Origin of the sequence: Anaerosporomusa subterranea, from assembly GCF_001611555.1 — a bacterium.
Classification (GTDB): domain Bacteria; phylum Bacillota; class Negativicutes; order Sporomusales; family Acetonemataceae; genus Anaerosporomusa; species Anaerosporomusa subterranea.
Map to the genome: position 1 here is coordinate 467,641 of NZ_LSGP01000017.1, position 20,453 is coordinate 488,093.

Here is a 20,453-nt window from a genome sequence, read left to right on the forward strand (position 1 = left end):
TAACAATGGTTTTTGATGACGGAAAACGGCTGCGAATTCTGACAGGTAATGCCCATCCTGCATTAGCAGAAGAGATCGCATCATATTTGGGACTGTCTGTAGGCGAGGCATTTGTTGGCAAGTTTAATAATGGCGAGATCCAAGTACTCATTGATGAGAGTGTACGCGGTACAGATGTCTTTATCGTTCAGCCGACCTGCAATCCGGTTAACGAGAACCTGATGGAACTGCTGATTATGGTAGATGCCGTGAAGCGTGCTTCTGCCCGTCACATTACAGCAGTAATTCCCTATTATGCTTATGCCCGCCAAGACCGTAAGACCCGCGGACGCGAGCCCATTTCTGCAAAACTAGTGGCTAATTTGCTGACCACTGCCGGGGTTACCCGTGTTGTAACGATGGACTTGCATGCTGGGCAGATACAAGGCTTTTTTGACATTCCGGTCGATCATTTGCTAGGTGTTCCTATTCTCAGTGATTATATTGCTTCCAAGCAACTCGATGACTTGGTTGTCGTCTCGCCAGACTTAGGTGGTGTGACCCGGGCCCGGCAACTGGCTGATCGTTTGCATGCAGATATTGCCATTATTGAAAAACGCCGTCCGGCTCCCGGCGTGGCCGAAGTCATGAACCTGATTGGCAGTGTCAAAGGTAAGACTGCCGTGATTGTTGACGACATCGTTGATACGGCAGGCTCGTTAACAGAAGGATCTTGCGCCCTAATCGACCGTGGCGCGAAAGCAGTGTATGCCTGCTGCACTCATCCGGTGCTCAGCTACCCGGCGATTGAGCGGATCGAAAAATCATGTATTACCGAGCTGATCGTCACCAATACTATCCCCTTACCGCCAGAAAAGCAAAGCCCGAAAATCAAGACATTGTCTGTTGCGCCGTTATTCGGTGAAGCGCTGATTCGAATATTCGGCGATTTGTCGGTAAGCAAACTATTCACAGTATAAGAATGAAACCACATAGAGGCTTGGGTTGAGAAAAAAGTAATTAACGTTAACCACAGAGTACGCTGAGGGTATGCACAGAGGATATTGATACCTTTTGTCTATTTTATAAACAATGCTATCATTGCCATCTGTGTCCTCTGTGAACCCTCTGCGCACTCTGTGGTAAAACGTAATCCTTTCCTTAGCCTCCTGCCAGATCTCCACGAGAGAGGGAAATTTCAATGTTTGAAACCAATCTGCGGCTGACCAGTATTTTGGGATTGCTGACAGTTGTTGTGGTTATCAGTCTGTTTTTAGATTATTGCCGCCTGCTTAGACGGCCAGCCCGCATTGGTCTGTGGCTGGCCATCCTTTGCATTTTGGCCGGATTTGCGTTAACGCTGCAGGCCGTGTTGCCGGGGAACCATTTTTACGGTCCTGTTTTTAGTGAAGCTGCGACTCAGGAGCGGGTGGTGGCGCTGACATTTGACGATGGTCCCTATCCCCCTTATACGCAACAGACATTAGCGGTACTAAAGGAAAATGGCGTGCCAGCCACGTTCTTCTTAGTCGGCAAAAATGCTGAAAAACATCCTGAATTAGTTGCGCAAATCGTGGCTGAAGGCCATCAGATTGGCAACCATACATACTCACATACTGATCTATTGAAACTAGATCGCGCTCAAGTCGCGGCCGAGGTTGACAAGACGCAACAGATATTGGCTACCATCACCGGCCACGCACCCGAGGTTGTGCGGCCGCCGCATGGTTTTCGTGATGCTGTGATTATGGATGTCATGGCTGAGCGGAATCTAACAGTGGTGGAATGGTCTGTGATGTGTAGAGACTGGGTCAATCCAGGCGTGGAGGCGATTGCCAGCCGAGCTGTCAGCAAGGTAAAAAGCGGCTCGATTATCCTTTTACATGATGGTGACGGCGTAGCCGCAAACGCCTCAAGGGCGCAAACCATTGAAGCTACCCGACGAATCATTCACGAGCTAAAGAGCCAAGGCTATCGGTTCGTCACCGTGAATGAGATTCTCAAGACAACGGCAAAGGAGGGGGCGAAACTGTGAAAATTATTGCCGGACTTGGCAATCCGGGCTCTGAATACAGCGCTACCCGCCACAATGTCGGCTTTTTGGCAGTCGAAGAATTGGCAAAGCGCTGGGACGTTGATTCCTGGCGTAATCGTCACGAGGCGCTTTGCGTCGAATATCGTGGCGGGAGCGAGCCCGTACTTTTGGTCAAGCCCCAGACCTACATGAACCTAAGCGGCTCCGCCGTCGGGGAGCTTGTACGCTGGTATAAGCTGAAGGCTGAGGATGTCATCGTCATTTATGATGATCTCGATCTGCCGGTGGGCAAGCTTAGACTGCGGCCACAGGGCGGCTCGGGTGGTCACAAAGGGATTGAATCCTTGCTGGTCCATCTGAGTACTGAAAACTTCTGCCGTATTCGGGTTGGCATCGGCCGCCCGCCGGCAGGTTGGGAAACCGCTAACTATGTATTGGGCCGCTTCTCGCCAGAGGAAACCCCTTTAGTGGCAGAAACGATTGTTAAGGCTGCCGACGCGGCAGAATATATACTGAAACATGGCATCACTAAGGCGATGAACCTATATAGCCGGTGATCTAAAATGGAAAGAGGCGGGCTTATGAAAAAGTATCTGGTTATCGGTGTATTGCTTTTTTGTTTGTTATTTGTAAGCGCAGTTCCCATAACACAAGCTTTGAGCATCGGCGATATCTTTAAAGTTGGCGGGATTGGATTTCTTATTGATCAATTTGCTAAGCCGTTAAATAATTTCATCAATACCATAACGTTTAAACATGGCGCAGGTCATGACTATGCGACCAAAGTTGTTCCCATCCTTTCGTTTGGCAATGGAGGACACGTGGGCGCGGCTCAAGTTATGGGGTCTCAGGAGTTAATCGACAAAACGCAAGCTGTTATCCAAGTTGAAGATGATTTTAGTGGAAAAACGTTTCGGGTGAAAGTGTTAATCCCGATCGATAGCAAGAACCCAATAAACTTTTCGCGCGTACAGGGTGTAGGGGTATCGGCGATAATAGACGTTAAAATCTAACTATTCTGAGCGTGTTTCAAAAAAACACGCAACCATAAAAAAGGGAGGCTGTTAGAAAATGTCCAGATGCTAGGAACAGCGAGGTTTGTGCCGCGCCGCGTACATAAGGCACGCAAGCAAGCAAACCTCGTCGTGATTGCGCAGCTCTTGACGCTTTAGCGCCGTAGAGTTGGCGGCATACCCCTCGCGGGTACAACGCAGATGGTCGTTTTGTAACAGCCTCTATCTGAAAGTGGGATACGAACCATGCTGACCGCTCTCTATGCTGATAAGAATGGAAAGATCTATGACGCGCCAGGCTATCAGGCGGTTGGTCGTTCTGGCGACGCTGTTGCACTGCTCAGTGAGTCTGACATGATTCCGTTGCCGCCGAGCGCTGAATTGATGTTCTTGCCTGGTCGCAGCGCTGTCGCTGGGCAAAAGGGCGCTATTGAGCCGATTGCTCGGGAACTGTTTGCTGTAGCGGCGATTTTGCCGGCAGGCTATACGCGTACCGTGCTGCCAGCCTTTGCCAAACTTCCTGACGCGCCGCATTTGCCGCTATTTGGTTATACAGCGGTGGCGTTTAAAAACGGCAAGTTATTGGTAGCTGCCGTGAAAAGCGACGATAACGCGAAATGGGATCCTCGCCGCTACAATGGCAGCGACTTGGCTCATCGTGTTGCCGAAATTAAACGCGACTTGCCCAATAATCGAATTGTTGATCAATTGGCAAATTGTTCACAGACTTGGCATTGCCTGACAGCGCAAAACCTGTTTTATCGGCGCTGGGAAGCAGGCATACCGGCGTCACCTGTCTGTAATGCCAATTGCTATGGCTGCATTTCCCTGCAACCAGCCGAGTGTTGTCCTTCGCCGCAGAGCCGTATCGAATTTGCGCCGACAGCGGCCGAGATCGCGGCAGTTGGTGTATATCACCTGTCGACCGCGCCTGAGGGGATTATCAGTTTCGGACAAGGCTGCGAAGGCGAGCCGTCTCTAGCTTTTGAAAACATCAGTCAGGCGATCCGTACTATTAGAAGCCAAACTGATCGGGGCTTGATTAACATCAATACCAACGCCGGCTTTAGTGTTGGCATTCGCAGCATTGCTGACGCTGGACTCGATACCATGCGCGTCAGTATGATTAGCGCGATTCCTGAAGTCTATCAGGCCTATTATCGAGCCAATTACCAGCTTGATGCTGTGGCTGCGTCGATAGATTACGCCAAATCGCGCGGCATCTATGTTTCCATCAACCTGTTGCTGTTTCCCGGACTCAATGACACACCTGACGAGATCCGCGCCTGGCAGCAATTTATCGTCGACCACCAGATTGATATGATTCAACTACGTAACCTCAACGTCGACCCCGATGATTTTTGGCAGTTCATGGATCGACCCGCGGCAACAGCAGTTGGTGTCAAAACGTTTATTGAAGCGCTGCGCCAAGCGTCGCCGAAACTGGTAGTAGGCAGCTTTAGCCGCTATGTACGATGTGTTGAGTAAAACGAAGTTGCGTTATATCGAAGAGTAATGAATAGGGCGAAGGTACGATCAACCGCAGTGCGCAGAGGTCGCAGAGGGTTGCGAAAGCCTATTTATTATAATAAAATTTTCCCTCAGGGTATCCTCCGCTTACTCTGCGTACTCTGTGGTTAACGTCCGTTATTCTCCAGAAAATAAAAGTTTTTGTGATGTTGCTTAGATAATTAGCTTGTGCTATAATAATTTAGCGTGAAAGGTGTTTCTCCAGAAATAAGTGAGGTGCGATAGAATGAAAGAAAAAATTCATCCCAAATACGGCGAAACGAAAGTGACCTGCGCCTGTGGCAGCACTTTCATGTCCGGCTCTGTTAAAAAAGAACTGCGTGTTGACGTTTGCTCAGCTTGCCATCCCTTCTTCACTGGTCAGCAACGCAACATGGCTGCTCGCGGCCGCATTGAGAAGTTCAACAAGCGGTATGGTTCAGGACAATAATACAGGCTGGTTGTGTAAAGTCAGCCAATCGGCAGAGCAGCGATGCTCTGCCGTATTTATATGTTTCGAAGTTTTGAAACTAGTTGGAAAAGCCCCAGATGTCGTTGCATACGAGACAGGATGCGACTTGAAGATGTCAAGTCTATTAGTTTCGTAGGAACAGCGAGGCTTGCGTCGCGACGCGTACAAAAAGGTACGCTAGCAAGCAAACGTAGTCGTGATTGCGCAACTCTTGGCGCTTCAGCGCCTTTCGCCGCTCCCGGCCATCCATGGCCTTTGCGGCACCTGGACGTCCTGTCCAATGGAGTTGGCGGCATACTCCTTGCGAGTGCAACGCAGGTGGGGATTTTACAACGGTTTCCGAAGGGAGGGGTCGCGATGAGTAAACCGAAGCCTAGTATCGGCGGTCAAGCGGTTATTGAGGGCGTCATGATGAAAGGGCCGACTCATATCGCCACCGCTGTGCGCGAACCATCCGGAGCTATTGCCTTGCAGAAGGAACTGGTGACCTCCATTGGCGATCGGTATCCAATTCTGAAAAAACCTATGTTGCGCGGTGTTATCGCTCTTGGTGAATCTTTGATATACGGTCTGAAAGCATTGTCGTTTTCGGCTCAAGCCGCAGGCGAGGAAGACGAACAATTGACGACAAAAGAAATTGCCATGACCATGCTGTTTTCATTGGGCTTGGCGATCCTGCTGTTTGTCATCATTCCAACCTTTGCTGCCAAATATATTCACAATACAATTACCGATCCGCGTCTCCTAAATTTGTTTGAGGGCGGACTGCGGATGACCATTTTCATTCTCTATATTGTGGGCATTTCTTCGCTGAAAGACATTCAACGGGTATTTCAATACCACGGAGCTGAACATAAAACGATCCATGCCTATGAGGCTGGTGCTCCGCTTGATGTTGAACACATAAAAACCTATAGCCGTCTGCATCCCCGCTGTGGTACCAATTTCTTGCTGATTGTTATGGTAGTCAGCATTATTATGTTTGCATTTTTAGGCTGGCCGGACTTGTTTTGGCGAATAATGTCCCGGATTCTGTTGCTGCCAGTGGTTGCCGGCATCTCCTATGAGATCATTCGCTTTGCCGGTCGCAGTCAGAATCGCTGGGTAGCATGTGCTATTACTCCCGGGCTATGGCTACAGTACTTGACAACGCGGGAACCTAGCGATGACCAAATAGAAGTAGCAATTGCCGCATTTGAAGCTGTTCGTCCGCCAGATGAGGACTTAAGCACGGAGAACGGTTGACGTGTGAGTTATAACTCCACTCAGCTAGTTTAGATGTGAGGGAGCATTTTATCACAGAGTACACAGAGGGTTCGTCGAGTACGCAGAGGGAACGCAGAAGTTTCTATAAATATAACGCAGCCCTCTGCGGGACCCTCAGCGCTCTCTGCGTACTCTGCGGTTAACGCGCGTGGTCTCGTACTCTCTTTGAATGTCTCGACGGTTTTAACTGCCAGTATGTTAAGTGAGGTGACCTCTTTGCTCGATAAATTACAATTGATTGAAGACCGCTATCTTGAGCTAGAGAATTTGATCAGTGATCCGACTGCCATGCAGAACATGGAGCTTTGGCAGAAGAATTCTAAGGCTCATTCTAAACTCTCCGGTATTGTTATGAAATTCCGGGAATATAAAGAGGTCCAGCAAGGGCTGGCTGATACACGCGAATTGCTGAAGGAAAGTGATCCGGAACTGCGCGAGATGGCTGCGTCTGAATTTGATGATCTCAAAGCCAGAAACGAAGTTCTTGCAGAAGAGCTGCGAATTCTGTTATTACCTAAAGACCCCAATGATGAGAAAAATGTCATTGTTGAAATTCGCGGTGGCGCTGGCGGTGATGAAGCTGCGCTGTTTGCGGGTGATTTATTCCGTATGTATTCTCGCTATGCTGAAAATCAAGGCTGGCGAACTGAGCTTTTAGACTCGAGTCCAACCGGTTTGGGCGGGTTCAAGGAAGTTGTATTTCTGATCGAAGGCGATGGAGTATACAGTAAATTAAAGTTTGAGAGCGGCGTACACCGTGTGCAGCGAGTGCCAGCAACAGAAGCCAGCGGCCGTATTCACACCTCTACAGTTACCGTGGCAGTTCTCGCGGAAGCTGAGGATGTCGATGTCCAGATCAACCCGAACGATCTGCGGATTGACACCTATTGCGCCAGCGGCGCAGGCGGTCAGCACATCAATAAAACTGAGTCTGCGGTACGCATCACCCATTTGCCGTCAGGTATTGTCGTGCAATGTCAGGATCAGAAATCGCAGTTGAAAAATCGTGAAAAAGCGATGAAAGTACTCGCTGCCAGACTGCTTGAAGCTGCCCAGGAATCGGCACATGCCGAAGAGGCGGAAGCCCGTAAAAATCAAGTGGGCACCGGCGACCGCAGCGAACGTATTCGTACTTACAATTTTCCGCAGGGACGGGTTACCGACCACCGCATTGGTCTGACTCTGCACAAATTAGACTTTATATTGAACGGTGACTTGGATGAATTGACTCAGGCGCTGGTGACAGCCGCCCAGAGCGAACGGTTGAAGCAGGTGGAGTAATGGAAATAAAACCGTCTGTGTGGACGATCGGTGAAATCTTGCAATGGACGAAGCAGTACTTCAGCGGTAAAGGTGTGGATAATCCCAGACTTGACGCCGAGGTGCTGCTTTCCCATATTCTACACCGAGATAGGTTATACTTATATGTACACTATGACCAACCGCTGGCGCCGGATGAATTGATTGCTTTCCGTGAGTGTGTTCGCAAACGGGCAGCTCGCATTCCGGTTGCTTATATTACTGGCGAAAGAGAATTCTTTGGTCTGATGTTTACGGTTTCTGCTGACGTGCTTGTTCCCCGCCCGGAAACCGAGTTACTGGTGGAAGCAGTGTTGAAACGGCTAGAAAGCAGACCTGCGCCACGGATAGTGGATTTGGGGACAGGAAGCGGCGCGATCGCTGTTAGCCTATTAACACAATTGCCTGCTGCCACAGCTGTCGCGATAGATATCTCTGCAGCCGCACTGGTGATTGCTGAAGAAAATGCTAAACGCCATGGGTTGGCAGATCGACTGGAATTGAGACAGGGCGATTTCTGGCAGCCTGCTGCTGGTATGCTGTTCGACGCGATCGTCTCTAATCCACCCTATATACCGGCAGACGATGTTGCCGCGCTTGCTCCTGAGGTTAGAACCGAGCCAGTTTTAGCACTTGATGGCGGTAAGGATGGTCTCGACTACTATCGCCGCCTGCTGACAGATGGCTATTCACATCTTGCGCCAGGCGGATTCATGGCCATCGAAATCGGTATTAGCCAGGCTGATGCTATTCGATCGCTGGCAGAACAATCGCCATTTGTCATTCAAGAAATACTTTTAGACTACGCTGGCATTGAGCGGGTAGTGGTACTGACTGGTAGGGGGAGAGAAAATGTTGAAAACTGAAATTCGTAAAATCAACCCCTTACAGCCAGAGCAGACTATTATCATGCAAGCTGCCAGCATTATCAGTAATGGCGGTCTGGTTGCTTTCCCTACCGAAACTGTCTATGGCTTAGGTGCGAACGGCCTTGACGATGTCGCCGCGCGTCGAATCTTCGCCGCTAAGGGAAGGCCTGCTGATAACCCGTTGATCTTACATATTGCAGATCAGGCAGAAATCCGCCCCTTAGTCAAAAGTGTGCCAGCCAATGCTATAGCGTTAATGAACGCGTTTTGGCCAGGCCCGCTCACTGTTGTCCTCGAACGTAGTGAATTAGTGCCTGACGCGGTAACTGCAGGACTTGATACAGTTGCTATTCGGTTGCCACGGTCTCTGATCGCCAGACGCTTGATTCAAGCCGCTGGCGTACCGATCGCCGCCCCTAGCGCGAATGCGTCTGGTCGGCCGAGTCCAACCACAGCGCAAGCGGTTTGGTTTGATCTGGTTGGCAAGCTGGACATGATTCTCGATGGCGGTCAGTGTGATGTTGGTCTGGAGTCCACGGTAGTTGACTGCACTACACCGGTGCCAACTTTGTTGCGCCCAGGCGGGATTACCCGCGAAATGCTGCTCGCTGTTCTCGGAGAACTGGAGCTTGATCGCAATTTGTCAGACCAAACGTCAGCCCCCCGATCACCGGGGATGAAATATACACATTATGCGCCTGCCGCACCGATGATTCTAATTGACGCATTGCCGCCGGCCGATACAGTCAAGCTCTTATTGCGCGAAGTCAATCTGGCCCTAGCTGCGGGAAAGCGGGTTGGGGCAGTTACTTCGGCGGAAACCGCGGCTCTGTTGCCTAAAGGTGTACTTGGTGCAGTCTACGGTCCGCGTGGTGATAAAGAACAGATGGCTGGTAACGTGTATGAGTGCTTGCGCCGTTTTGACAAATCTCCGGTTGATGTGATTTTTGGCGAAGCGGTTGATGAGGCAGGCATTGGCTTAGCGATTATGAACCGTCTGCGTAAGGCTGCCGGTTATCGCATAATCTCAGGCTAGTCAGTCGGAATCATTAATATAAAAGAGTCTCTACTAGACGCCGCGTGCTCAACATATACTTAGAGCATGCGGGGTGAGAAGCGTGAGTACGTTTGAATTTTTTGCTCTGAGCATAGCTCTTGGTGCAGATATGTTTTCTGTCGCTGTGCCAATTGGCATGAATAACGTCCGTCGCCGTCTAATTGTTAGGGCAGCTGCAATCTTCGCACTGTTTCATATTGGCATGATTCTGCTAGGCTATTATGCTGGTAGTTGGATTTGCCGTTTCGTCGAACATTTGGGGACGTACCACTTTGACTGCCCAACAGTGCTCGTCGAAAACTTGGCTCAAGGTATTGGCGCCTTGGTTTTGGCTGGGCTGGGGGTCGAGATGATTGTAGATTATTTTAACGATGACGAAAATGGTGTTGTTGGCAGCAAGCTGCTACAGGGCAAAGCGATGCTGGTCATTGCCGTCAGTGTCAGCATAGATGCGCTGGCTGCAGGTTTTAGTCTGGGCATGCTGGCGGTCGATTTATGGCGGCTTACTGCTATTCTTGGACTGGTGATTTTTACTATTGCGATTATTGGGCTGGGGCTTGGCCATAAGATCGGACGCCGGCTTGACGGAAAGTCAGAACTAGTCGGCGGCGCAATGTTGCTGATTTTAGCGCTGCATTTGCTATATTCCGCATTTGTTTAAGAAAACTGTCGGACTTAGTTGCATTTGTATTGCTAAGATCCTTCGGCATCGCTGCGGCGGTTTTTTGGGAATGGTGAACGTAGCGCAAAGATCGCAAAGATCGCAAAGCGCGCGAAGGGGCAATTTAGTAATTCTTCCTCCGCTTTGCGACGCTTGCGCGCTTCGCGGGCTTTGCGTTAACGTAATTCTACCGTTATACTTTCTGGCAGTTTGAAAGGAGGATGGACATGCTTCGCGTTTTATTTGTCTGTACCGGCAACACCTGCCGCAGTCCGATGGCTGAGGCCCTGCTGCGCAGCAAAGCCGACTCTCTTGGCTGTAGCGACATGATGGTCCTATCAGCCGGGGTTGGCGCTTGGGCGGGAGCCCCAGCTTCTAGCGGCGCGCTTTCGGCGATGAGTGAGCTAAATATTGATTTGAGTAGTCATCAATCACGGCAAATTGCGGCAGAGTATGTGGCAGCAGCAGATTTAATTTTGACCATGACTGAGAACCATCGCCGCTACCTGATTGCTGCTTTTCCGGAAGCTGTAGATAAGGCCATCACTCTAGGGGAGTTTGCCGGAACCGGCCAAGATGTGGCCGATCCCTATGGCGGCGATGCGGAGCAATATCGCACCTGCGCAACACAAATACAGGCATTGCTCGAACTGTCGTGGGAAAAAATTGTCGAGCGGGCAGGAAAAAAGGCAGCGGTGGAGAAAGAAAAGTGAAATACAGCAAATGGAGGTTCTGGCTTTATGACTCTGGCAATTGGTAGTGATCATGGTGGCTTTCACCTAAAAGAAACCATTAAACAACATCTTGAAGCAAGAGGCTTCGCTTACCGCGATTTTGGGACATGCTCGACCACATCGGTCGACTACCCGGATTTCGCTCAGACGGTAGCCCAAGCTGTAGCAGACGGCGAATGTGAACGCGGTATTCTTATCTGCGGCACAGGCGTTGGCATCTCGATAGCGGCAAATAAAGTCAAAGGAATTCGCGCCGCTCTCTGTCATGACGTGTTTTCGGCTCAAATGTCGCGAGAACATAATGATGCCAACATTTTAGCACTGGGAGAGCGCGTAGTTGGCCCAGGACTGGCGTTGATGATTGTCGATACTTGGCTGACGGCTAAGTTCGCGGGCGGACGCCATGAGCAACGGGTGAAAAAAATCACTGCCCTTGAACAGGAGTGAGAACATGACAGCTGAGATTGAGCGTATTGCACGGGAAACACGAGACGTGGCTGAAGAACTGTTGGCTGTGGCCGGTCTTGCCTCAGGCGCCATTTTAGTTGTAGGCTGTAGTACCAGTGAAGTGAAGGGGGAAAGGATCGGTTCTGCTGGATCTGAGGAAACTGCGGCGGCGATTCTTGATAGTTTATTGGCTGCTTGCCGGCGGCGCGGCCTATACCTGGCGATTCAGTGCTGCGAGCACCTCAACCGAGCGTTGGTGGTAGAACGTGATGTTCTGCTGACAAACAATCTGACCCAAGTCAGCGCTATTCCGGTTCTCAAGGCTGGAGGCGCTATGGCCGCGACCGCAATGCAACGCTTTACTCATCCGGTGCTGGTAGAAACGATCGAAGCCGATGCCGGGATTGATATCGGGCTGACGCTGATTGGCATGCACCTGAAGCGGGTGGCTATCCCTATCCGCCTTAGCCAAAAGACAATTGGACAAGCTCTTGTCAATGCTGCCCGAACTCGTCCAAAACTTATTGGTGGTGCCCGGGCTGTCTACGAATAACAAGATGGAGGGTTATGATGTCGATTCTTTCTAGTTTTGATCCAGAGATTGCTGAAGCAATTCGCTTGGAGTTGTCCAGGCAACAGAATAAGCTTGAACTCATAGCGTCAGAGAATTTTGTCTCAAAAGCTGTATTGGAAGCACAAGGATCGATCTTGACCAACAAATATGCTGAAGGATATCCAGGCGCCCGATATTATGGCGGCTGTGAGCATGTTGACGTTATTGAGCGTATCGCCATCGAGCGCGCTAAGGACCTTTTTGCCGCTGAACACGCCAATGTGCAGCCTCATTCAGGCGCTCAGGCGAACACGGCCGTATACTTTGCCTTCCTCGAGCCAGGCGATGTCATCCTCGGCATGAACCTATCTCATGGCGGCCATCTGACTCATGGCAGTCCTGTTAACATTTCGGGCAAATATTACAAAGTCATTTCTTATGGTGTTGACGAGAGTAATCAGCGAATTGACTATGATGCCGTCCGAGCGTTGGCGAAAGAGCATAAGCCAAAAATGCTGGTCGTGGGCGCCAGCGCCTATCCTCGGGTAATTGACTTTGCCCGTATGGGTGAGATTGCCCGCGAGGCAGGCGCTTTGATGATGGTCGATATGGCTCATATCGCCGGCTTGGTGGCTGCGGGACTTCATCCCAGCCCGGTGCCGTATGCTGATATTGTAACTACAACTACCCATAAAACATTGCGTGGTCCTCGTGGCGGCCTTATTCTCTGTCGGGCTCAATACGCCAAGGCGATTGACAAGGCTATTTTCCCCGGCATTCAGGGTGGGCCGCTGATGCATGCAATTGCCGCCAAGGCGGTAGCACTGCGTGAGGCCCAAACGGAAGAATTCCGCCTTTACCAGGAGCAAATTCTGAGGAATGCTGCCACTTTGGCTGACGAACTGCGAAAGTCTGGCTTTACCTTGGTATCAGGCGGCACAGATAATCATCTGATGCTAATCGATGTACGCCCCCAGGGACTGACTGGCAAACAAGCCGAAAAGCTGCTTGATGAGATTGGAGTGACTGTTAATAAAAACACTATTCCTTTCGATCCAGCCAGCCCGTTTGTCACCAGCGGCATTCGATTGGGAACTCCGGCGCTTACCTCGCGTGGTATGAAAGAAGCTGCAATGGAGAAAGTCGCTGAAATCATCGCTTTAACTTTGAGCCGACCGGAAGATGAGATCGCTAAAAATACGGCGCGCGGCATGGTTAGCCGGCTTTGCGCGCAGTACCCGCTGTACGCGGACGAATAGGGAGTAGGGGGAATAGAAGAATGCAAGTACGAGTCATTGATCATCCGCTCATCCAACACAAACTGACCCTAATCCGGGACGTTAAAACCGGTCCCAAGGAATTCCGCGAGCTACTTGAGGAAGTCGCTATGCTTATGGCCTATGAGATCACCCGTGACCTGCCGCTTGAAACCACGATGATTGAGACTCCAGTGGCCCAATGCGCCTGTAAGGTATTGTCAGGCAAGAAAATTAGCGTTGTTCCCATCCTGCGCGCTGGTCTTGGCATGGTTAACGGTGTGTTACGCCTTATCCCTGCCGCCAAGGTCGGTCATGTTGGACTGTACCGTGATCCGGAAACCCTTATGCCGGTTGAATACTATTGCAAACTGCCCAGTGATATAGCTGAACGTGAAATTGTTGTCATTGACCCGATGCTGGCGACCGGCGGCTCTTCTGCAGCCTGCATTGAATTGTTAAAACGCAAAGGCGCCCGTCACATTAAGTTAATGTGCCTGGTAGCCGCGCCTGAGGGTATCCACCTTGTTAACAATCAGCACCCCGATGTTGAAATTTACACGGCAGCGGTTGATGAAAAACTTAACGACCACGGCTACATCGTTCCGGGGTTGGGCGATGCTGGCGACCGTATTTTCGGTACAAAATAGAGGACGTTGATAAAGGCCAATCTGCGTTGTTCGCCTCGCCAACCCATTGCTAGCGTACCCCGCGTACGCGTCGCTGCTGGGTCGGCGGGGCTGCCTAGCATCTCGACCTTTCTGAACGTCCTCGGAACGAGGAAGTGAATCTATGGCCAGACCCAGTTGGGACGAATATTTTATGCAAATTGCGGATGTTGTCGCTACGCGATCGACATGTTGTCGCCGTCAGGTTGGTGCCGCCATTGTCAAAGGCAAGCGCCTATTAACAACTGGTTATAATGGTGCGCCGCAGGGACTGGCGCATTGCCTGGAAATCGGCTGCATGCGGGAGAAGCTGGGCATACCATCAGGCGAACGACATGAACTTTGCCGCGGTCTGCACGCTGAACAAAATGCCATTATTCAAGGGGCGTTATATGGAGTGGAGATTGAAGGTGCCACCCTTTACTGTACTCACATGCCTTGTTCCGCCTGTTCGAAGATGTTGATCAACGCCGGTATCAGGCGCGTTGTTTACCGCCACGGTTACCCGGACGAACTAGCCAGATCCCTGACGGGAGAAGCTGGGGTAGAAATGGTTTGTTTAGAAGACTAAGTTCAAATGATTGATGGTTAACCGGGCAGCTACACATCAGCGGCCCGGTTTTTCTTTAACCCTCAGTGTCCTCTTTACCGTCCGTGCCCTCTGTGGAACGGTGCTCCGTACTTCCCGAAGAGTCAGATATTTTAAAAAAATTAAAAAAAACTAAATTTTTCGCTTTTCAGACAGGAAAGTGAACAAGATAAGCCGTATATAAGTAATAATGTGGTTGCGAGTGTACAAATTTGACCGCATAACGATTAACCTAAAGGGGGGCAACACGTGAACAGTAACGCGAGAAAAGGACTTCTTGTTGTACTAATTGGCTTAGTGATTTGGTTCCTACCTGTACCGGCTGGTCTGAAGCCTCAGGCCTGGCAATTATTCGCAATTTTTGTCGCCACCATTCTTGGTTTCATTCTTCAACCGCTGCCAATTGGTGCCGTTGCGCTAATTAGTGTTGGCATCACTGGATTTCTTAAGATTGTTAGTCCAGCCGATGTTTTGTCCGGATTCGGCAATACGACCATCTGGTTAATCGTGTCTGCATTTTTGTTCGCCAAAGGATTTATTAAGACCGGTTTGGGACGGCGCATTGCTTACAAGATCATGGGCGAGATCGGCGATAGCTCGTTAAAATTGGGCTATGCTATGGTGCTGAGCGACTTGATCATTGCTCCGGCAACACCTTCCAATACCGCCCGCGCTGGCGGCATTCTTTATCCGATTGTTCGCAGTCTGTGTTCCGCTTTTGATTCTGAACCAGGCGCATCTTCGCGCAAGATTGGTTCGTATTTGATGAAGACTACGTTTCAAGGCAACTGTATTACTTCAGCGATGTTTATTACTGCAGTGGCACCAAACTCACTGGTTGTTGCTTTGGCGGCGCAAACTGCAAAAGTTAATATCAGTTGGGGTACCTGGGCGCTGGCTGGCATTGTTCCCGGCCTTGTTGCTTTGGCAGTGACGCCATATATTATCTATAAACTGTATCCGCCGGAAATTACTAAAACTCCTGAAGCAAAGGAACTGGCCCGCAAGGAAATCGAAAAGATGGGCCCGATGTCCCGCGGTGAAAAGATTGTTGCTGCTGTATTCGTTTTAGCCCTGATACTCTGGGCTACAGCATCGTTTACTAAACTGGATGCTACCATGGTTGCTATGGTTTGTGTTGGCATTATGCTGATCGGCCAGGCAATTGAATGGAAAGATGTAATCGAAGAAAAAGGCGCTTGGGACACTCTGATCTGGATGGGTGCTCTGATGAGTCTTGCCGGTGCGCTCAATAAGTTGGGGCTGATTGGCTGGTTTGCTAAGTTAGTCGGCGGTTCACTTGCTGGCGTTTCCTGGTGGATGGCGCTCGGTGTTCTACTGTTGGTGTATATGTATTCTCACTATGCGTTCGCCAGCTTGTCAGCTCACGTTACCGCCATGTACGCAGCGTTCTTGGCTGTTGCTGTCGCCGCTGGTTCACCGCCTTTCCTGGCAGCAATGAGTCTTGGTGTAATTTCGGCTTTGTATGGCGGCCTGACTCACTACGCAACCGGCCCAGCGCCGATTTACTTCGGAGCCGGTTATATTCCGCAAGGAACCTGGTGGAAAATAGGCTTTGTTATGTCTATCAGTAACCTGATTATTTTCATTGGGTTGGGCGGACTATGGTGGAAAGTCCTCGGCCTCTGGTAAAAACGCGCTGATATACCCCATCTGCGTTGTTAGGCCCCGCTGCCTCCCTGCTAGCGTACACCAGTACGCGTCGCAGTGGGGCCGCGGGGCCTGCCTAGCATCTGGGGCATCTCAGCGCGTTTTTACCGTGCTGTATAGCTGGTGTTGTGGCTCGCTACGCATCGCAACGGGGTGCTTCCGTATTGCAATACGGAAGGCGTGGCGCCCCTATCCAGGATATGGTACACTGTATTCAGTGGAAAACCGTGTGCGGGTCTGGCGGAGGTGCGAGAGTATGGATGTAATGACAGATTTTTTTGGCGTGGCTGATGCGACGAACGCTTTGATCGAGGCAATATATGAAGGCGTTTTAATTGCTGATGCGGATGCAATTGTTCGTTATGTGAATGAGGGATATTTAACGACAGCTGGATTGCAGCGCGAAGACATCATTGGGAAATCCTTGGCCTGTGTGCGTCCAGGCAGTGTTTTGCCGCAGGTCATTAAGAGTGGTCAGTCAAGACTGGGTGTTTATCGCCATGAGGGTAATGTTGAGTATGTTGTGGATATGGCGCCAATCCGTTTGGACGGCATAATTATCGGCGGTATCTCTGTCGTCAAGGGAATTGCGCGGATTCAGCGCCTGTCAAAAGAAATGGAAAAATATGTTCAGACCAACCGTGAGTTAAAAGCTGCTGTTAACAGCGCCTATCAGGCTCGCTATACCTTTAAGGATGCCATTGGCGTCTCCGGTGAATTTCGACATGCTGTCGATTTGGCCCGGCGCATGGCAGGCTTTGATGAAGACATTCTCATTACCGGCGAGAGCGGAACAGGGAAAGAGTTGTTTGCTCAGGCGATTCATAATGCCAGTTCACGTGCTGCTAAGCCGTTTGTCGCGGTTAACTGCTCTACTCTTAGCTCGCCTTTAGTGGAAAGCGAGCTGTTTGGTTATTCTGGCGGATCCTTTACCGGTGCACTGAAGGGAGGTAAAGCCGGTTTATTTTCTGTTGCTGATGGCGGCACGATCATGCTGGATGAGATTGCCGATTTGCCTTATGATATGCAAGCTAAGCTGCTCAGGGTTTTGCAGGAACGAAAACTGAGAAGAGTGGGGTCCTCCACGGAAGAAGGCGTGGACATCCGGGTCATTGCGGCAACAAATAAGGATTTGTTAACCTTGGCCAAAGAAGGTAAATACCGCGAGGACTTGTACTATCGTCTGTCGGCAATGGCGCTAGAAATCCCTAGCCTTCGCCGTAGACGGGAAGACTTGAAGCCGCTGGCCGATCATTTCTTGGGCGAATGGTGCAAACGTAACGGCAGACGAATCTCGTTTCTTCCTTCCGCGTATGCCATGATGGAGAGTTATAATTGGCCTGGAAATATCCGGGAATTCAAGAATGTAATTCAGTTTTCCGCCTATACTTGTGATAGTGATTCAATTGCCATTATTCACCTGCCTAAATCCGCCTTAAATCAGCCCGTCTCATTGCAGGCTTCTGCGTCCGGCAAGAGCAATAGTTACAGCGGAAACTTCTCAGGTAGCTTAAAGAAGATCCTGGAAGAGACAGAACAGGCGGTTATCCTCTCCATGCTGCTGAAGCATGGAGAGAGCTTGGAAGCGAAGAAGTTGATAGCGGCGGAATTGGGAATCTCACTGGCAACACTATATAATAAGGCGCGCCGTTAACGGGGAGGCCGGCGCCTATTCCGGGTTTCTAGAAAAATAGAAGAAAGTATTAAAAATAATTAGAATATTTGAATAGATATACTAGGTATATGCACGCTGGCAACGCTCATTAGAGCGTTTTTTTATTGCCGCGTGCTTTTTCTTCTGAATTTGGAGGCAGATGTTTACCGGGTTTATCGTTGGACAAGCTCGGATTTTGTCATTACAATCGGCTTTTTGGCATGCTTCATGCTTATATATACAGACAAAGATCAGTCCTCAATCAGAGTTACCCTTGAACACAACGGAAGGCAGGAGAATTTTATGAATTCAGCAGGTATTAAACCCGGCGCTTTATCTGGTATCCGGATATTAGACTTGACCCGTGTTTTGGCAGGCCCATTCTGTACCATGCTGCTAGGAGACATGGGGGCTGAGATCATCAAGATTGAAGAACCGGGAAAAGGTGATGACACGCGGGGCTATCCACCGTTTATTGATGGTTTCAGCACATATTTTGGCAACATGAACCGGAATAAGCAGAGTGTGACTCTTGATCTCAAACATCACCAAGGTAAACAGTTATTTAAGGAAATGGTGAAGAAGGCTGACGTTGTTATTGAGAACTATAAGCCAGGTACGATGGCGAAGTTGGGGATTGGTTATGAAGACTTGAAGGAGATTAATCCGCAACTGGTCTTCGCCTCCATTTCGGGCTTCGGTCAGTATGGACCCTACACAGAACGTCCCGGCTATGACATTATCGGGCAGGCCATGGGCGGATTGATGAGCGTCTCTGGCTGGCCGGACTCGCCGCCAACCCGCAGTGGTACAGCCATGGGAGATATTCTTGGCGGATTGAATTGCTGTATTGGCATTTTGGCTGCCTTAAAGGGGCGAGACGTAACTGGCCGCGGTCAAAGTGTCGATGTTTCGTTAGTTGACTCTGTCGTTAGCGCGATGGAGACAATTCTACAGATTTACCTGGTCGAAGGCAGAGTGCCTGGCCGGATCGGCAACCGTTATGAATTCATTGCTCCCTATGATTCGTTTCCGGCTACAGACGGCTGGGCTGTTATTGCGGTAGGCAACAATGCGGTCTGGAAACGGTTCTGCCAAGTAATCGGCAGAGAGGATCTGATTGAACATCCGGATTACAAAAACAATATCGACCGGGTAAAAAATCATCAAGGCCTTACTGAGCTGGTTTCAGCCTGGACTATAACGCGCACGGTTGATGATGTGGTGGAGACACTTTTGGCCAAAAGCGTCCCCAGCGCCCCGATTAATGATGTGTCAAGAATTGTTAACGACCCTCACATAGCAGGGGCCAGGGAAATGTTTGTCGAGATTTCCACACCAGTTGGCAAAAACATGAAAGTAGTGGCATGTCCGATTAAGTTCTCAGAGACTAAAGCTTCAGTGCGCCAAGGTGCGCCTGCCCTGGGCGAACATAATGATGATGTGCTCAGCAGTGTTCTGGGAATGGACGAAACGGCTATTGCGCGATTGAAGCAAAGTGGTGCATTAGGATAAATAATCTTAGTAAAGGAGAAATATCATGAATTTTACGATGAAATATCCCAAGCAGGTAAAAATCGGTGATATCACGATTCGTGATGGCTTGCAGCATGAGGAGAAATTCATATCTACTGATGCTAAATTGTATTATACAGAACAACTAATTCTGGCAGGCGTTAAGCGGATCGAACTGACCAACTTGGGCAACCCGCATAATATGCCGCAGTTTAGAGATGCAGAGGAGCTGCTGCAGAGAGTCAGAAACAGCAAGTCTCTCAGTCGCGCAGGCGTCAATTGGAACGATATTGAACTGACAACTGTCACAATCCGTGAGAGTGCGGTAGACCGGGCGATTGAATTGAAAAAACGCGGCTGCGGTCCTGATCGAATTCTGATGATGGTTTCAACCGATGAACAGCATCATTACGCAAATTCTGGCCTCACATTGCCTGAATATTGGAAAGAAGCCGAGCGTTGCATCAGAAAGGCAACTGATGTCGGTCTCAAGGTCAATGGCACTGTCAGTACAATCTGGGGTAGTCCGATTTCCGGGCCTACAGACATGAAGGATGCTATTGCTTTTACCAAGCATTGGCTGGATATCGGTGCAACTGATATCGAGCATGCCGACCACGACGGGTCATCGTCTCCTGATCAGGCATACCGTTACTTTGCTATGCTGTTGGACGCTATTCCGAATCCTGACGTGCATCTGGCGCACTTCCATACCACCCGCGGTTGGGGACTTGCTAATGTCCTGGCGGCTCTTCAGGCAGGTATTTGCATTTTTGAAAGCACACTCGGCGGTCTGGGCGGCCAACCCGCCAACTTCATGGATGATTGCCCAATTCCGGGAACCGGAGGTTATTACTACAAAGATCCGAATTCGGTCGGACTGGTCAGCACAGAAGATATGCTGCTGATGATGGAAGAGATGGGTATTGAGACAGGAATCGATGTTGATAAGATTCTAAAGCTGGGTGTATTGTTTGAACGGACTATCGGCCGTCGCTTGCGTTCAGCCGCCATATTGCACGGCCGGATTCCTAAAGAACCGAATGATTCCTACAAGCGTAAAGGCCTAAAAGAAAGAAAAGAGCGACTAGGAGAAAAATCCGATCAGGTTTTCCCTGAATAGTGAACTCATTAGCGAAGATTCAGGTGGGATTCTTTCCACCTGAAATAATCGTTCTAGCTGCCGGGTGTCTTGACTTAAGTGCT

General features: G+C 49.9%; 21 protein-coding genes. All 21 read left to right on the forward strand.

Annotation, left to right across the window (positions count from 1 at the left end):
• The first annotated feature begins 5 nt into the window (after window positions 1–5).
• The 21 genes from AXX12_RS09640 (at window position 6) to AXX12_RS09740 (ending at window position 20,370) form a co-directional block, all read left to right on the forward strand.
• A complete protein-coding gene (locus AXX12_RS09640) occupies window positions 6–959 on the forward strand; it encodes a ribose-phosphate diphosphokinase (RefSeq protein ID WP_066241553.1) in 954 nt (317 codons plus the stop codon).
• Window positions 960–1,180: 221 nt separating this feature from the next.
• On the forward strand, window positions 1,181–2,014 hold the full coding sequence (locus AXX12_RS09645) for a polysaccharide deacetylase family protein (protein WP_066241556.1): 834 nt from the start codon (window positions 1,181–1,183) through the stop codon (window positions 2,012–2,014).
• Entirely contained in the window at window positions 2,011–2,571 is a 561-nt protein-coding gene (gene pth, locus AXX12_RS09650) for an aminoacyl-tRNA hydrolase (RefSeq protein WP_066241557.1), read from the forward strand. Before AXX12_RS09645 ends, pth begins: the two co-directional genes overlap by 4 nt.
• Window positions 2,572–2,595: 24 nt before the next feature.
• Window positions 2,596–3,027 (forward strand): hypothetical protein, encoded by a 432-nt coding sequence (locus tag AXX12_RS09655; RefSeq protein ID WP_066241560.1) that lies wholly within the window; start codon window positions 2,596–2,598, stop codon window positions 3,025–3,027.
• A 246-nt stretch (window positions 3,028–3,273) separates the two neighbouring features.
• Window positions 3,274–4,515, forward strand: a complete 1,242-nt coding sequence (locus AXX12_RS09660) for a radical SAM protein (protein WP_066241563.1) — start codon at window positions 3,274–3,276, stop codon at window positions 4,513–4,515.
• Between the two features lie 268 nt (window positions 4,516–4,783).
• Window positions 4,784–4,987 carry a 50S ribosomal protein L31 gene (gene rpmE / locus AXX12_RS09665; protein ID WP_066241566.1) on the forward strand — a complete coding sequence of 68 codons (204 nt, stop codon included), beginning with the start codon at window positions 4,784–4,786 and terminating at the stop codon, window positions 4,985–4,987.
• Window positions 4,988–5,365: 378 nt separating this feature from the next.
• Window positions 5,366–6,253 carry a DUF1385 domain-containing protein gene (locus tag AXX12_RS09670; protein WP_066241569.1) on the forward strand — a complete coding sequence of 296 codons (888 nt, stop codon included), beginning with the start codon at window positions 5,366–5,368 and terminating at the stop codon, window positions 6,251–6,253.
• A 237-nt stretch (window positions 6,254–6,490) separates the two neighbouring features.
• Entirely contained in the window at window positions 6,491–7,555 is a 1,065-nt protein-coding gene (gene prfA / locus AXX12_RS09675) for a peptide chain release factor 1 (protein ID WP_066241571.1), read from the forward strand.
• The gene (gene prmC, locus AXX12_RS09680; protein WP_066241574.1) at window positions 7,555–8,439 is read left to right on the forward strand and encodes a peptide chain release factor N(5)-glutamine methyltransferase; all 885 of its coding nucleotides are present in this window, start codon (window positions 7,555–7,557) and stop codon (window positions 8,437–8,439) included. Before prfA ends, prmC begins: the two co-directional genes overlap by 1 nt.
• Window positions 8,429–9,478: an L-threonylcarbamoyladenylate synthase gene (locus AXX12_RS09685; RefSeq protein WP_066243018.1), complete on the forward strand. Its 1,050-nt coding sequence runs from the start codon at window positions 8,429–8,431 to the stop codon at window positions 9,476–9,478. The genes prmC and AXX12_RS09685 overlap by 11 nt, the downstream gene beginning before the upstream one ends.
• 82 nt (window positions 9,479–9,560) lie before the next feature.
• Entirely contained in the window at window positions 9,561–10,160 is a 600-nt protein-coding gene (locus AXX12_RS09690; RefSeq protein ID WP_066241578.1) for a manganese efflux pump MntP, read from the forward strand.
• A 227-nt stretch (window positions 10,161–10,387) separates the two neighbouring features.
• Window positions 10,388–10,873: a low molecular weight protein arginine phosphatase gene (locus AXX12_RS09695; RefSeq protein WP_066241581.1), complete on the forward strand. Its 486-nt coding sequence runs from the start codon at window positions 10,388–10,390 to the stop codon at window positions 10,871–10,873.
• Between the two features lie 27 nt (window positions 10,874–10,900).
• Window positions 10,901–11,341, forward strand: a complete 441-nt coding sequence (rpiB, locus tag AXX12_RS09700; RefSeq protein ID WP_066241582.1) for a ribose 5-phosphate isomerase B — start codon at window positions 10,901–10,903, stop codon at window positions 11,339–11,341.
• A 4-nt stretch (window positions 11,342–11,345) separates the two neighbouring features.
• Window positions 11,346–11,894: a TIGR01440 family protein gene (locus AXX12_RS09705; RefSeq protein ID WP_066241584.1), complete on the forward strand. Its 549-nt coding sequence runs from the start codon at window positions 11,346–11,348 to the stop codon at window positions 11,892–11,894.
• A 17-nt stretch (window positions 11,895–11,911) separates the two neighbouring features.
• The gene (locus AXX12_RS09710) at window positions 11,912–13,153 is read left to right on the forward strand and encodes a serine hydroxymethyltransferase (RefSeq protein WP_066241587.1); all 1,242 of its coding nucleotides are present in this window, start codon (window positions 11,912–11,914) and stop codon (window positions 13,151–13,153) included.
• 20 nt (window positions 13,154–13,173) lie between these two features.
• Entirely contained in the window at window positions 13,174–13,800 is a 627-nt protein-coding gene (gene upp / locus AXX12_RS09715) for a uracil phosphoribosyltransferase (protein WP_066241590.1), read from the forward strand.
• A 142-nt stretch (window positions 13,801–13,942) separates the two neighbouring features.
• Entirely contained in the window at window positions 13,943–14,389 is a 447-nt protein-coding gene (locus AXX12_RS09720; protein ID WP_066241592.1) for a deoxycytidylate deaminase, read from the forward strand.
• A gap of 267 nt (window positions 14,390–14,656) precedes the next feature.
• Entirely contained in the window at window positions 14,657–16,060 is a 1,404-nt protein-coding gene (locus AXX12_RS09725; protein ID WP_066241594.1) for an anion permease, read from the forward strand.
• A gap of 274 nt (window positions 16,061–16,334) precedes the next feature.
• Window positions 16,335–17,732, forward strand: coding sequence for a sigma-54 interaction domain-containing protein (locus AXX12_RS09730; RefSeq protein WP_066241596.1), 1,398 nt, complete (start codon window positions 16,335–16,337; stop codon window positions 17,730–17,732).
• Window positions 17,733–18,035: 303 nt separating this feature from the next.
• Window positions 18,036–19,247: a CaiB/BaiF CoA transferase family protein gene (locus AXX12_RS09735; RefSeq protein WP_066241599.1), complete on the forward strand. Its 1,212-nt coding sequence runs from the start codon at window positions 18,036–18,038 to the stop codon at window positions 19,245–19,247.
• 25 nt (window positions 19,248–19,272) lie between these two features.
• On the forward strand, window positions 19,273–20,370 hold the full coding sequence (locus tag AXX12_RS09740; RefSeq protein ID WP_066241602.1) for a beta/alpha barrel domain-containing protein: 1,098 nt from the start codon (window positions 19,273–19,275) through the stop codon (window positions 20,368–20,370).
• Window positions 20,371–20,453 lie beyond the last annotated feature (83 nt).

Bases quoted from the DNA above. Each gene is read 5' to 3' on its own strand.
- rpmE (WP_066241566.1), top strand. From the start codon at position 4,784: ATGAAAGAAAAAATTCATCCCAAATACGGCGAAACGAAAGTGACCTGC.
- AXX12_RS09705 (WP_066241584.1), top strand. From the start codon at position 11,346: ATGACAGCTGAGATTGAGCGTATTGCACGGGAAACACGAGACGTGGCT.
- AXX12_RS09660 (WP_066241563.1), top strand. From the start codon at position 3,274: ATGCTGACCGCTCTCTATGCTGATAAGAATGGAAAGATCTATGACGCG.
- upp (WP_066241590.1), top strand. From the start codon at position 13,174: ATGCAAGTACGAGTCATTGATCATCCGCTCATCCAACACAAACTGACC.
- AXX12_RS09640 (WP_066241553.1), top strand. From the start codon at position 6: ATGGTTTTTGATGACGGAAAACGGCTGCGAATTCTGACAGGTAATGCC.
- AXX12_RS09670 (WP_066241569.1), top strand. From the start codon at position 5,366: ATGAGTAAACCGAAGCCTAGTATCGGCGGTCAAGCGGTTATTGAGGGC.
- AXX12_RS09740 (WP_066241602.1), top strand. From the start codon at position 19,273: ATGAATTTTACGATGAAATATCCCAAGCAGGTAAAAATCGGTGATATC.
- AXX12_RS09655 (WP_066241560.1), top strand. From the start codon at position 2,596: ATGAAAAAGTATCTGGTTATCGGTGTATTGCTTTTTTGTTTGTTATTT.
- AXX12_RS09695 (WP_066241581.1), top strand. From the start codon at position 10,388: ATGCTTCGCGTTTTATTTGTCTGTACCGGCAACACCTGCCGCAGTCCG.
- AXX12_RS09735 (WP_066241599.1), top strand. From the start codon at position 18,036: ATGAATTCAGCAGGTATTAAACCCGGCGCTTTATCTGGTATCCGGATA.
- prmC (WP_066241574.1), top strand. From the start codon at position 7,555: ATGGAAATAAAACCGTCTGTGTGGACGATCGGTGAAATCTTGCAATGG.
- rpiB (WP_066241582.1), top strand. From the start codon at position 10,901: ATGACTCTGGCAATTGGTAGTGATCATGGTGGCTTTCACCTAAAAGAA.
- AXX12_RS09720 (WP_066241592.1), top strand. From the start codon at position 13,943: ATGGCCAGACCCAGTTGGGACGAATATTTTATGCAAATTGCGGATGTT.
- AXX12_RS09710 (WP_066241587.1), top strand. From the start codon at position 11,912: ATGTCGATTCTTTCTAGTTTTGATCCAGAGATTGCTGAAGCAATTCGC.
- AXX12_RS09645 (WP_066241556.1), top strand. From the start codon at position 1,181: ATGTTTGAAACCAATCTGCGGCTGACCAGTATTTTGGGATTGCTGACA.
- AXX12_RS09730 (WP_066241596.1), top strand. From the start codon at position 16,335: ATGGATGTAATGACAGATTTTTTTGGCGTGGCTGATGCGACGAACGCT.